This window comes from Anaeromyxobacter terrae (assembly GCF_022690685.1).
GTDB lineage: Bacteria > Myxococcota > Myxococcia > Myxococcales > Anaeromyxobacteraceae > Anaeromyxobacter > Anaeromyxobacter terrae.
Genome location: NZ_JALCYY010000029.1, coordinates 42,436 through 55,089, shown reverse-complemented (window position 1 = coordinate 55,089; position 12,654 = coordinate 42,436). Strand labels below are relative to the sequence as shown.

General features: G+C 75.2%; 8 protein-coding genes. 4 read left to right on the top strand and 4 right to left on the bottom strand.

Annotated elements, in window-relative coordinates; all coding sequences use genetic code 11:
* The first annotated feature begins 24 nt into the window (after nucleotides 1-24).
* Nucleotides 25-1,929 (top strand): PEGA domain-containing protein, encoded by a 1,905-nt coding sequence (locus tag MNY62_RS14280; protein ID WP_242344850.1) that lies wholly within the window; start codon nucleotides 25-27, stop codon nucleotides 1,927-1,929.
* Between the two features lie 81 nt (nucleotides 1,930-2,010).
* Here MNY62_RS14280 and MNY62_RS14275 read toward each other — a convergent pair whose 3' ends face one another.
* The 3 genes from MNY62_RS14275 to MNY62_RS14265 form a co-directional block, all read right to left on the bottom strand.
* Nucleotides 2,011-2,496: an FKBP-type peptidyl-prolyl cis-trans isomerase gene (locus MNY62_RS14275; RefSeq protein WP_242344849.1), complete on the bottom strand. Its 486-nt coding sequence runs from the start codon at nucleotides 2,494-2,496 to the stop codon at nucleotides 2,011-2,013.
* A gap of 316 nt (nucleotides 2,497-2,812) precedes the next feature.
* Nucleotides 2,813-5,092 (bottom strand): glutamine amidotransferase, encoded by a 2,280-nt coding sequence (locus MNY62_RS14270; RefSeq protein ID WP_242344848.1) that lies wholly within the window; start codon nucleotides 5,090-5,092, stop codon nucleotides 2,813-2,815.
* Nucleotide 5,093: 1 nt separating this feature from the next.
* On the bottom strand, nucleotides 5,094-5,861 hold the full coding sequence (locus MNY62_RS14265) for a DUF4159 domain-containing protein (RefSeq protein ID WP_242344847.1): 768 nt from the start codon (nucleotides 5,859-5,861) through the stop codon (nucleotides 5,094-5,096).
* Between the two features lie 104 nt (nucleotides 5,862-5,965).
* On the opposite strand from MNY62_RS14265, the gene MNY62_RS14260 reads away from it, so the two are divergent.
* Complete coding sequence (locus MNY62_RS14260) at nucleotides 5,966-6,628, top strand: hypothetical protein (RefSeq protein WP_242344846.1); 663 nt, start codon at nucleotides 5,966-5,968, stop codon at nucleotides 6,626-6,628.
* A 7-nt stretch (nucleotides 6,629-6,635) separates the two neighbouring features.
* On the opposite strand, the gene MNY62_RS14255 is transcribed toward MNY62_RS14260, so the two are convergent.
* Nucleotides 6,636-7,604, bottom strand: coding sequence for a sigma-70 family RNA polymerase sigma factor (locus tag MNY62_RS14255; protein ID WP_242344845.1), 969 nt, complete (start codon nucleotides 7,602-7,604; stop codon nucleotides 6,636-6,638).
* Between the two features lie 230 nt (nucleotides 7,605-7,834).
* Between MNY62_RS14255 and MNY62_RS14250 the strand changes: the two genes are divergently transcribed.
* Together MNY62_RS14250 and MNY62_RS14245 are read left to right on the top strand one after the other, a co-directional pair.
* A complete protein-coding gene (locus MNY62_RS14250) occupies nucleotides 7,835-9,835 on the top strand; it encodes a DEAD/DEAH box helicase (RefSeq protein ID WP_242344844.1) in 2,001 nt (666 codons plus the stop codon).
* Nucleotides 9,836-10,031: 196 nt separating this feature from the next.
* Nucleotides 10,032-12,500, top strand: coding sequence for a PAS domain S-box protein (locus tag MNY62_RS14245; protein ID WP_242344843.1), 2,469 nt, complete (start codon nucleotides 10,032-10,034; stop codon nucleotides 12,498-12,500).
* The last annotated feature ends 154 nt before the right edge of the window (nucleotides 12,501-12,654 follow it).

Sequence of the window (12,654 nt, the reverse complement as noted above, 5' to 3'; positions counted from 1 at the left end):
GGGCAGGGTGTAGATTCGCCGGCGATGGCCACGACCGATCGCTTCGAGATCATCGCGCCGCTGTCGTCCTCCTCCGGGTTCCGCCGCGCCCTCGCCGTAGACCGCGGCGGGCCGCCCCGCGCGGTGGTGCTCGCGTTCGCCCCCGCGCGCGTGGCCGATGACCCGACCCGGCTCGCCGCGCTCGCGCGCGACGCCGAGGCGGCCGCGCGTGTACGCCACCCGAACGTCGTCCCCGTCGACGGCCTCGAGACCGTCGGCGGCGCGGTCGCGGTGGTCGAGCCACACCGGCCCGGCCCCTCGCTCCGCGATCTGCTCGACGCCGCCGGACGGCTCCCGCCGGACATCGCCGCGCGCGTCGTCGCCGACGCCTGCGCCGGCCTCGCGCGCGTGCACGCCCTCGACCCCGGCGACGGCCGCCCGCTCGCGCACGGCGCGCTGTTCGCCGAGCGCCTCGTCGTCGACGGGGACGGAGCGACGGCGATCACCGGCCTCGGTGCGGGACTGGGCGAGGAGCCGGGGGCGGACGTGCGCGCGCTCGCCGCGGTCCTCCACGAGTGCCTCACGGGCGAGCCCCCCCAGTCGCCTCCGCGGCCGCTCGACGCTCCCGGCATTCCGCCCGCGCTCGCGGCGGTCGTCGATCTCGCACTCGGCGCCACGGGCGGCCAGCCACTTCGCTCGGCCGGCGTGCTGGGCGAGGCGATCGCGGCTGCGCTTCCGCTCGCCCCCCGCGAGGCGGTGGCAGCCTACGCCGAGGCCATCCTCCCCGCGGACGAGGGCGAGCGCGCCGCGCTCGCGCGGCTCGTCGCGCGCGCGGTTTCCGGCGAGGACGCAGAGGCAGGTCTCGGCGTCGAACTGCTGGAAGAGCTCGAGCCGGCCCTGGCAATCCCGCCCTCGACCTCGACCTCGGTCCCGACCCCGACCCCGGCCCCGACCCCGACCTCGGCCCCGACCTCGACCTCGACCTCGACCTCGACCTCGACCTCGGCCCCGGCCCCGGCCCCGGCCCCGGCCCCGGCCCCGGCCCCGGCCCCGGCCCCGGCCCCGGCCCCGGCCTCGGCCTCGACCTCGACCTCGACCTCGACCTCGACCTCGACCTCGACCTCGACCTCGGCCTCGACCCCGACCCCGACCCCGACCCCGACCTCGGCCTCGGCCCCGGCCCCGGCCCCGGCCCCGGCCCCGGCCCCGAATCCGGGCGCGCCGATCGCGTTCCCATCAAGCCCGCTCACGCCGCTCCCGGAGCCGGTCGTCATCCCCGCGCGTATCGCGCCCCAGGTGACGGCGCCGCGCCCCGCGGATCCGTTCCCCGCGCACCCGTCCGCACCCGCACCGGCCGGCGTCCCTTCACCTGACTCCGTGTCGATGTTCCCCGCGCCCGCCGCTGCCGCGCCGCGCCGCTCGCGAACGCCCCTCGCCATCCCCGTGGTCTGCTTGCTCGTCGGCCTCGGCGCGGGCTTCGCCGCGACGCGCGGCAGGGTCCTCCCGGATCTCTTCGGCGAGGGCGCCGTCGGGCGGCAGCCCGCCCAGGCGGCCGTCGAGGTCCGTCCGACGGAGACCCCGGCTCCCCGCGCCGTGCCGACGACGCCTGCTCCGAAGGCGCTCGGGGAGGAGGCCGCGGGACTTCAGGGAAAGGCGGGCGCCACCGAGCCGCCTGCGCCGGCACCCGCGAGGCCGGCGAAGAAGACGCCCGCGCGCCGGGTCGCCGCGGCGGCACCCTCGTCAGGGAAGGGGTTCCTCGTCGTGACCGCGCCGGCGGAGGCGGAGGTCGTGCTCGATGGAAGGCGACTCGGGAAGGGAGACGTGCGGCGCGAGATCGACGTCGGCGCCCACCGCGTCGAGGTGCGGCTCGGCGGCGCTCAGGTGGCCGAGCGGTTCACGATCTCGCGCGGCGAGACCTGGACCTACGACGTGACGCCCACGGCCCAGTAGCGCCGCGAGGCGCCGCCCGGGCGAGGCTCCTCCCGGCGACGGCGCCTGGGCCGTCGCGCGGGCGTCGGCGACCGTCGCCGATCAGTGGTCGTGCCCGTCCGGTCCGTGCGCGTGACCGTGCTCCCGCTCCTCGGCGGTCGCCTCGCGGACGTCACGGACGGTGATGTCGAAGTAGAGGGTCTTGCCCGCGAGCGGGTGGTTCAGGTCGATGACGATCTTGTCGCCCCGGAGCTCGCGGATCGCGAACGGCACGGGCTCGCCGTCCTCACCCTCGGCCGTGAGCTCCATCCCGGGCTGCGGCTCGAAGTTGGGCGGGAACGCGGTCCGGTCCACCTCCTGGATGCCGCGCGCGTCGTGCTCGCCGTAGCCGTCCTTGGGCGCCACCGTCACCTGCTTGCGATCGCCCGCGGACAGGCCCTCGAGCGCGGACTCGAGGCCGGGCACGATCTGCCCTTCGCCGTGGAGGTAGGTGAGGGGCTCGGCGGGCTCGGAGGCGTCGATGACCTTCCCGTCGCCGAGGTGGAGCGAGTAGTCGATGCCGACGACGGTGCCGTTCGAGATCTTCATGGCTCGAAAGATAACGCGCCGGCCGTCGCCCGCGAACGGGGACGGCCGGCGCTGTCCGGGATTTTGCAGCCGTGCCTGCTCACCCGGGAGGCGACTGGTGCCGCACGCCGACCGTTGCAGTCGACGTGCCCGAGTCGCTGGCAATGCAGCCGACGTGCCCGAGCCGCTGGCGGGCCGGACATGCGTGCAAGAGCCGGAAATCAGGGGCACGGCTGGCAGTCCCCGGCCCGGGCTCCCGGCGTGGCGGCCTGCGAGGGGAACGAAACGCCTGCGCGAGGCAGCTTCCAGGAGGAAAGCTTTGCGACCGCCAGCGCGGCTACCAGTAGCCCCATCGCCGCCGGAGGACCCACTCGCCGGCGAGCACGCTCGCCAGGGCGGCGAGGTACCACCAGCGATCCCACACGGGCATGGATTTGCGCCGGCCGATCTCGACGACCTCGGGATTCGCGAGCTTCAGCTCGGGGAGCTTTCCGCCGGGGAGCGCGGAGAACGCTCCGCCGGTCGCCTCCGAGAGGGCCGAGAGGAGCTCTGGCCGCGGCGCCGCGTCGGCGTCCTCGGGGCCCGAGCCGCGCACCGCCACCGCGCCCGTCGCGGTCGCGCCGTCGGGGCCGTGCGCCACGATCTTGTATGCGCCGGGGCCCGGCGCGACGAGCGCCACGCGCGCGACGCCGTCCTCCCCGGCGGCCGCTTCCCCGCGGGCGACGCTCCGGCCGTCGTCGTCGACGAGCTCGGCCGCCACGCGGTCCCCCGCGGCGGGCCCGAAGTCCGGCCGCCGGGAGGTGACGGCTATCCCGACCGGCGCCCCCGGCTCGACGGCGGGCGCGTCGGGCTCCACCTGCAGCGGCGCGAGCCCCGGATCGCGCACGAGCCAGCGCAGCGCCTGGTTCCAGAAGCGCAGGTACGCCCGGTTCCCCTGGCCCGACTCGGCGGCGAGGAACCCCCAGCGCCAGGTGGCGTCGGTCGCGACCGCGAGCGTGCGTCCCTCGCCGACCTCGCGCACCGCGACGAGCGGCGCGGGGCGGCCCTCGACGAGCACCGCGGGGGCCTCGAGCAGGACCGACGCGCCCGAGCCGGCCGCGAGCGCGCGCGTGAGGTTCACCGCCGTGATGGGCGGCAGGCCGCGCCAGGCTCCCTCGTTCGCCGCGTCGCCGGGGGCGAGGCTCGTCACCGGGTGGCGCTTGCCCTCGGCGGTGAGCCGCGGCGCGACCTCGCCCTCGGCCATCGAGGAACCGTCGATCGGCGCGACCGGGAGGACGTCGGCGAGCGCCGTCTCGCCGTAGCGGCCGTCGCCGAAGCTCTGCTCACCGCCGACCATGGCGAGCGCGCCGCCTCCGCGGACGTACTCGCGGAGCGCGGGCAGGAACCGCTCGATCTCGAGCCCGCGGTACGGCGCGTAGGCGAAGTTCACGAAGACGACCGCGTCGAACGTGCGGAGCTGCTCCCCGAAGATCTCCGCGACCGGAAACGGGATGAGCGAGAGGTCCTGCTGCGGCCCCGCGTCGTCCGCGTTCGAGCGGAGAATGAAGAAGCTCACGAGGTCGACGTTCGGGTCCTGCTTGAGGAGGCCGCGCAGGAAGCGCACGTCCCAGCTCGGCCGTCCGGCGACGAGGAGCACGCGGACGCGGTCGCGGATGACGCGCAGCACGAAAGAGCGCGCGTTGTTCTCGACGACCGCCTCCCCCGGGAACACGGGCGCGGCGACGGTGAAGACGAACGTCCCGGTCTCGTCCGGCGCAAAGGAGAGCGGGACCGTGTAGCGGTCGCGGCCGCGCTCGAGCCGGACGGTGGCGGAGGCGACCACCGCCCCCTCGCGGCGCAGGACGAGGCGGACCTCCTCGTCGGAGAACCCCCGCGCGCGGAGCGTCACGTCGACCGTGACGGTGTTCCGGACGAACGCGAACTCGTCCACCGCTACGCGCTCGACGGCGAGGTCCTTCGGCGCTCCGCGCCCGACCGCGATGGCGTTCACCGGGATCCCGAGCGCGCGCGCCTTGGCGCGGGCCTCCGGCCCGACCCCGTCCGAGAGGGCCGCGTTGTCCGCCCCGTCCGACACCACGAGGACTCCGGCGAGCCGGCGCGTCGAGCCGCTCTGGCCCGAGGCGATCGCGTCGAGCGCGCCGAGGAGGTCCGTCCGGCCCGCGCGCCCGGGGATCCCGCGCGAGGCCTCCGCCGGATCCACCGGCGCGACGTCCGCGCCGAACGTGTACCACTCGAGGTCCACCCGGTCGGAGAGCCGCTCGAGGTCGGCGCGGTGCCCCGCGAGGAACGCGCCGGCCGCCGCGGCGCGGGGCTCGCCGTCCCGCTCCACCGGGAAGTTCATCGAGCGGGAGGCGTCGACGAGCACCGCGAAGCGGTTGCGGACCCGCGCGGTCTGGAGGAGCTCGACGGCGGGCTCGAGGAGGAGGAAGAGCGCGAGGACCGCCGCGAGCGCGCGGAGCGCGAGGAGCGCGGCGCGCCGGGCGCGGCGGGGCTCGGAGCGCAGGCCGCGCAGCGCGAGGAGCACGGCGCCGGCGGCGGCGAGGGCGGCGAGCGCGATCGCCCAGGCCGGCAGCGGCGTGAGCGCGGTGAGCCGCCAGGCGTTGTACCCGCCGTCCACGCTAGCTCCGCCTGCGGAGGATGAAGGGGAGGTGGACGGCGTCGTCCTTGTAGTCCGTGCAGAGCGCGTACATCGCGAGGTTCACGCCGATGCGCAGGGCCGTCTCGCGCTGCGCCTCGCCGCCGGGCGTGCACGGGTACTCCCAGTCGCCGAGCTCGGTCCGGGCCCACGCGCCGCCGAGGTCGTTCTGCGAGTAGACCACCGCGAGGCGGCCATCGATCGCCTGCGCCTCGACCCACGGCTTCACGAGCACCCGGCCGCCCTGGCGATCGAGCAGGTAGAACGTCTTGTTGAGCACGTGCTCGCGGGGCACGGGCGCGAGCGGGGAGGCGGGGAGCAGCCTCGCGAGCTCACGGCGGACGGACGCGTCGAACGGGCCGGCCTCCGTGCCGTCGGCCGAGTCGACGACGAGGAATCCGCCGTACTGCAGGTGACGGCGGAGCGCGGCGCGTTCCGGGTCGGTGAACGGGGGGAGCGGGCCCGCTCCTGCGAGGTAGAGCCACGGCCAGCGGTGGAGCCCGGGATCCGAGAGCCGCACGGCGACCGGCGCGCTCGCCGTCTCGATGGAGGTCCGCCGCGCGAGCTCCCACCCGAGCCGCCGGAGCGCGGAGGGGCGCGGGTTCCAGCTGCCGCCGTGCTGCACCTGCGCGAGGACGAGCTTCGAGTCGTCGGAGAACGCGCGAACGCGCCGGGGCAGGGCGGCGAGGGCCGCGGCGGCCGCTGCCGCGGCGAGGAACGTGCGGCGGGGGATGCGGGTCGGGCCGGGCATCGATCTCGCCCGGATCTTAGGCGGAAACCGGGGCGGGCGCCCGCGGAATCCCGGGCACGGTCGTCGGGTTGGCGCGCGCTCCACCCGCTGCTAGGGTGAGCGCCGTGTCGGTGTTCAAGAGCGTCCTCGACCTCGCGACGCGGGCCCTCGCCGCCACGGCGGATCTCGGCCGGCTCGCCGAGCTCCTCCGCGAGCGGGGGCTGGTGGTCGCGATCGTGGCCGGGCTCCTCGGCCTCGTCGCGCTCACGGTCTCCGGCCGGTTCCCGCGGGGCCTCGCCGCCGTAGGCGGCGCGGTCGTCGCCGCGCTCGGGGCGTACGCGCTCCGCGGCGCGATCGCGGTGCACCTCGGGATCTCGCTCGCCGTGGCCGCGCCGGTCCTCGCCCTCGTCGCGGGCGCCGCGGGTGCGCTCGTCCCGCTCGCGTTCCCCGTCGCAGTGGGCGCGCTGCCGGGGCTCCTGCTCGGGCTCCACGCGCCCGTCGCCGGCCGCGCCGAGCTGGGCGCCGCGATCGGCGCCCTCGTGGCAGGGCTCGTCGCGCTGCTCTTCGCCCGCGTGGTGGCGGTCGGCTTCGCGTCCGCCGTGGGCGGCGTCCTGGCCGCCACCGCCGCCGTCGCGCTGGCCGGAGCCCGCCCGATCGCGCGGGAGCTCGTCTCGCACCCGCTCGCGATCGTCGTCGTCGCGCTCGTGCTCGCCATCGCAGGCGCCGCCTACCAGCTCGCCCTGGGGGTCGCGCCGGCGCGCGCCCCGGGCCCTCCGCCGACGCACTGACGACGCGCTAATCCTCGGGGGGACCGAGCAGCTCGAAGTCCGGGATCTCCGCGCGCAGGTGGTCGCGCAGCCGCGCGGTGAGCTTCGCCTCGATCTGGCGCGCTCGCTCGCGGGTGAGCTTGAACCGATCGCCGATCTCCTGGAGCGTGAGGGGCGGCTCGCCGTCCTGCGGCAGGAGCCGCTTGTCGAAGATGTACCGCTCCTTCTCGTCGGTGATCGTCCCCGAGAACGCCTGGAGCTTCTCGCGGAAGAGCCGGCGGAGCTGCTCGTCGCCGATCTGCTCGTCGGGCGCGCTCGCGCCGTCGTCCGCGACGCGATCGAGGCGCGTCTGCCGGGCGTCCTCGTCCCCGTGGAGGGGCGCGTCGAGCGAGACGTCCTCGCTCGACATCCGCGCGGTCATCTCCTCGACGTCCTTCTCCTCGACGTCGAGGTTCTTCGCGAGGAGCCGCGGGGTGGGGTCGATCCCGCGGGCGAGGAGCTTCTCGCGCTCCTTCGCGAGGTTGAAGAACAGCTTGCGCTGGGCCTGGGTGGTGCCGAGCTTCACCATCCGCCAGTTCTCCATGATGAACCGGATGATGTACGCGCGGATCCACCACGCCGCGTAGGAGGAGAGCTTCACGCCCTTCCACGGGTCGTACTTCTTCACCGCCTGCATGAGGCCCATGTTCCCCTCCTGGACGAGGTCCAGGAGCTGGAACGCGGTGCGCCGGTACTCGTGCGCGATCTTCACCACGAGCCGGAGGTTCGACGCGACGAGGCGGTACGCGGCGTCGACGTCGCCCGTCTCCCGGTACCGCACGGCGAGCTCGTGCTCCTCCTCGCGCGAGAGCAACGGATGACGCGAGAGCTCCGCCATGTACGCGCGGAGGGGGTCGTAGCGGACGAGCCCGCCGGCCCCGGCCTCGCGCTCGGCGCGTGGGGGCAGGCGAGGGAGCGGCCGGGAGGTGGCCTCGTCGTCGCGCGGGGGCTTCGGCATGGGGGCTCGGGCGCCGCCAGGAATGCCGGCGCGCGCCCGCCGTTGTGTTATATGAGGTGAGGCGCCGCGTGCAAGAACTGCGGTGCCTGCACCGGCGCGTGGCGGGTCTTCGCGGAACGGCGCGGGTTCCGGTCCTTGGACCGAGACCGACGCGGTCCCTAGCGAGATGCCGCCATGCGCCGCTCACGAGCCGCGCCCGACACGGTCGAGGCGCGAGCAGGAGTCTACGCATGGAGAACCCCACCCCTGGGGCGCCCGAGCTGGCGCCCTCTGACTACGTCTCACAGGCTTCCTTCGACGAGCTCGGGCTCTCCGAGGCGGTGCGGCGCGCGATCGCCGAGCGCGGCTACGAGCGGCCGACGCCGGTGCAGACCGCGACCTATCGGCCCGTCCGCGACGGCAAGGACGTGATCGTCCGGTCGAAGACCGGCACCGGCAAGACCGCCGCGTTCGCGATCCCCATCCTCGAGAGGATTCCCGAGGGGAGGCGCAAGCCCTCCGCGCTCGTGATGTGCCCGACGCGCGAGCTCGCCATCCAGGTCGCGGAGGAGTTCACCGCGCTCGCCAAGCACCGGGACCTGTCGGTCGTCGCGGTGTACGGCGGCGCGTCGATGGGCGACCAGCTCCAGAAGCTCGAGGCCGGCGCCGAGATCGTCGTCGGGACCCCGGGCCGCATCTACGATCACATCCGCCGCCGCACGCTGAAGCTCGACGAGGCGATGGTCTGCTGCCTCGACGAGGCGGACGAGATGCTGAACATGGGGTTCTTCGAGGAGGTGACGCGCATCCTCGACAACCTCCCGCAGGACTGCCAGCAGCTCCTCTTCTCGGCGACGGTCCCGGCCGACATCGAGCAGATCATCCACGACTACCTCACCGAGCCGGAGACCATCCTCCTCTCGGGCGACGAGTACTCGGTCGAGAACATCCACAACGTGATGTACCCGGCGGTGGATGCGTACCCGAAGCCGCGCAACCTCCTCTACATGATCGAGACGGAGGAGCCGGAGACGGCGATCGTGTTCTGCAACACCCGCAACGACACGTCGCTCGTGGCGGCGGTCCTCAATCGGAACGGCTACGACGCGGAGCTCCTGAACGGCGACCTGCCGCAGAAGGAGCGCGAGCGCGTGATGGCGAAGGTGAAGCGGGGCGAGGTCCGCTTCATGGTGGCGACCGACATCGCCGCCCGCGGCATCGACATCTCCGACCTCTCGCACGTCATCAACTACTCGCTGCCCGAGGACCCCGCGGTGTTCCTCCACCGCGTGGGCCGCACCGGCCGCATCGGCAAGAAGGGCACGAGCCTCTCGATCGTGTCGGGGGCCGAGATCCACACGCTCTCGGTGCTCCAGAAGAAGTTCGGGATCACCTTCGAGGAGAAGAAGCTGCCCACCCCCGAGGAGGCGCGGCACCGCTGGACGGACCGCCACGTGGCGGAGCTGAAGGACGGGATGAGCTCCTCCATCTTCGAGGCGTTCATCCCGCTCGCCCAGGAGCTGAAGAACCGCCCGGACGGCGAGTACCTCACGGCGTTCGCGCTCAAGTACTTCTTCACGCACCACCGGATGGAGCGGGCCCAGGATCGCGAGAAGGCGGAGCACAAGCGCGAGGAGCACGAGCGCCGCGAGAAGGTCGAGCCGCGCGAGGCTCACGGGCGTGATCGCGATCGCGGCCGCCGCGGCGAGCGGTCGGAGCGGTCCGGGCGCTCGGAGCGCTCGGAGCGTCCGCGCCGGGAGCGCCGCGAGCCCGTCGCCGCCGCTGCCGCTGCCGAGGCGGGCGTCAAGGCGCGCGAGGTGGTCGTGGAGGCGACGGTGGACGCGGGCTCGGGCTCCGAGTCGCGCGAGGGCGGCCGCCGCTCGACGCGCGGCCGGGGCGAGCGCCGGCGCGACCCGTCCGTCGAGGGCGGCGCGGGGGAGGGCGCGGCGGAAGGCGCCGTCGCCGAGGGGAACGGCGCAGTCGCCGCCGGGGCCGAGGACGCGGCGAGGCCGCCGCGCGCGAAGATCTTCCTCTCGCTCGGCGAGCAGGACGGAGCGGACGAAGGCCGAGTGCGCGAGGTCCTGTCGTCGTTTGCACCCAGCGTCGAGCCGCGGTCCGTCGAGGTTCGCCGCACCCACAGCTACGTCGAGGTCGCGCCGGAGGCGCTCGACGGCGCGGTGCAGGCGCTGCACGGCAAGGAGTGGAGCGGGAAGACGCTCACCGCCGAGCGCGCCCGGCGGCGTCGCCGCTGAAGCGGGGCCTCGGCAGGCGGCGGTGAGGTCGCGGGAGACCGTGCTCGGCGGCCTGCGCCCGCCGCCGTCGCCGGATCGCTGGCGGAGCCACACCGTCTCACGACGCGCCGCGTCTCGGGTTCACTGATCGAGGGACAGGCGATCGGCACGCTGCGTGTCGTAGGATGCAGCCTCACCTGCCACGCAGGGAGGCGCGATGGCCCTGTCCACCACCCCCGAGCTCCTCCGCGAGCTCGCGGTCCTCTACAACCGCGTCGCAGAGCTGGAGCGCGCCGGCGGGCTCCGGCCCGGCGAGGGCGCTCCCGAGGGCCTGCAGCGGCAGGTCGGCGATCTCGACGCCGGGCTGCACGCGGCGGTGGCCGCGTTCTCGGACGATCTGCTCGGCGTGCTCACGCCCGCGGGCGACATCCTCTACGTGAACGACGCGGTCGAGCGGATCGCCGGCTACCGGCCGGACGAGGTGATCGGGAAGAACGCCTGGTCGTTCGTCAGCGAGGAGGACCTCGCGAGCCTCGCGAGCGCCCGCTCGACCCCGCTCGACGACGGCATCCCGATCGAGGTCCGGGTCCGCTGCGCCGACGGGCGGCTGCGCTGGCTCGAGTTCTCGGCGCGCCCCTGGCCGCGCGAGAACCCGATCTACATCGTCGCGTGCTGGCGCGACCGGCAGGGGCGGCGCGAAGCCGGCGAGGGCGGCGAGGACGCCCTGCGCCTGGACGCCGAGCTCCGCCGCGCCGCGGCGCTCGCCCGCGTGAGCCAGCTCGCGCTGGGGCTCCCGTCCGCACCGGATCTCCTGGACGCGGCGGCGTCGCTCGCCCCGAGCGCGCTCCAGCTCTCCGCGGGCGCGTACCTGGAGCCGGAGGGGAGCGGCCTCGTCGTCCGCGCGTCCGCCGGCATCTCCGTCCCGCGCGGCCACGCGGTCCCGGTCGTCATGACGCTCGCCGGCCTCGCGCGCGCGGGCGGCGCGCCGGTCCACAGCTCCGACGTGGTCCGCGACGGCCGTCTCGCGGACTCGCTCCTCGCCGCCGCCGGCGCGGGGGCGGCCCTCGCCGTCCCGGTGCGCGGGAAGGAGCGCGCCCACGGGGTCCTCCTCGTCGCGGGGCGCACGCCGCGCCACTTCGCCGCGGACGAGATCCACTTCCTCGAGACGGTCGCGAACGTGGTGGCGACCTCCATCGACGCGCGGGCGGCGCAGGAGGCCCTCCGCATCCGCGAGCGGCTCGCGCGCGCGGTGTTCGATCACGCGCGCGACGGGCTCGCCATCGTCGACCGCGAGGGCCGCTTCGTGGACGCGAACGCGGCGGTGGAGCGGATCCTCGGCACGACGTTCGAGGCGCTGCGCGGGCACCGGCCGGCGGAGGTCGCACGGACGGAGCTCGACCTCGCGGCGCGAACGCCGCGCCAGGGGGAGGCCACCGTGACGACCTCGAGCGAGACCCGGCTCGTCGAGTGGGACGTGGTGCCCGACATCCAGCCCGGCGTGGCGCTCGCGGTGCTCCGCGACGTCACGTCGCGACGAGAGGTCCAGACGCGGCTCGCCCTCGCCGACCGGCTCATCTCCGTGGGCGCGCTCGCTGCGGGCGTGGCGCACGAGCTCAACACGCCCCTCGCGTACGTCGCGGCGAACCTCGAGTACCTCGCGGGCGCGGTCCCTCCGCTGATCCCGGAGCGCGTGAACGCGGAGATCCGCGAGGCGCTCCAGGAGTCGGTGGAGGGGGTGGAGCGCCTGGGGCTCATCCTGCAGGACCTCCGCACGTTCGTGCGCAGCGCGAGCGGCGCGGACGACGGCCCGGCCGATCTCGAGGCGGTGCTCCGGTCGTCCGTGGCGATGACGTGGAACGAGATCAGGCACCGCGCGCGGCTCGAGAAGGACGTCCGCCGTGTCCCCGCGGTGCAAGGCAGCCCGGCGAGGCTCGCCCAGGTGTTCGTGAACCTGCTCGCCAACGCGGCGCAGGCCATCCCCGAGGGAGACGCGCAGTCCCATGTCATCCGCATCTCCGCCCGGGAGCTGCCGGGTCGGAACGTCGCCGTGGAGGTCGCCGACACCGGCGCAGGGATCCCGCCCGCCATCCTCCCCCGCATCTTCGAGCCCTTCTTCACGACGAAGCCGCCGGGGCAGGGGACCGGCCTCGGGCTCAGCATCTGCCGCAGCATCGTGCAGGGGCTGGGCGGGCAGCTCGAGGTGAAGAGCACCCCGGGCAACGGCGCCACGTTCCGGGTGGTCCTGCCGGCGGCCGAGGCGCCCCGGCCGACGTCGACCGCGGCGGGCCGCGCGCGTGTGGCGCCGCCGGTCGCGCGCAGCCGCGTGCTGGTGGTGGACGACGAGCGGCTCGTGGCGGCGTCGCTCCGGCGCGTGCTGGCCGGCGATCACGACGTGACGGTCGTGTCGTCCGCGCGCACCGCGCTCCGGCTCCTCGAGCGGGGCGAGCGCTTCGACGCCGTCCTCACGGACCTCGTCATGCCGGACATGACGGGCCTCGAGCTGCACCGCCAGCTCCTCGCGATCGCGCCGGAGCTGGACGGACGGGTCCTGTTCATGACCGCCGGCGCGTTCACCGACGAGGCGCGGCGAGCGATGGAGATCGCGCCCGAGGCGTGCCTCGAGAAGCCGGTCCGCCTCGACGTGCTCCGCGCCGCCCTGACGCGCGTGCTCGCCGCCCGGGCCTGAGGAGCGGTTCCGCAGGGAGGGGCCCCGACGAGCTTGGCTCGGCGGGGCGGGGGACGCAGTCCCTTCCGGCGGGGAACCTGCGCGCACCCGCGACAGCGGGCGCGCAGGTTCACGGGACCCGCCGAGCAGGGGTGGGGCCCCGACGAGCTTCGCT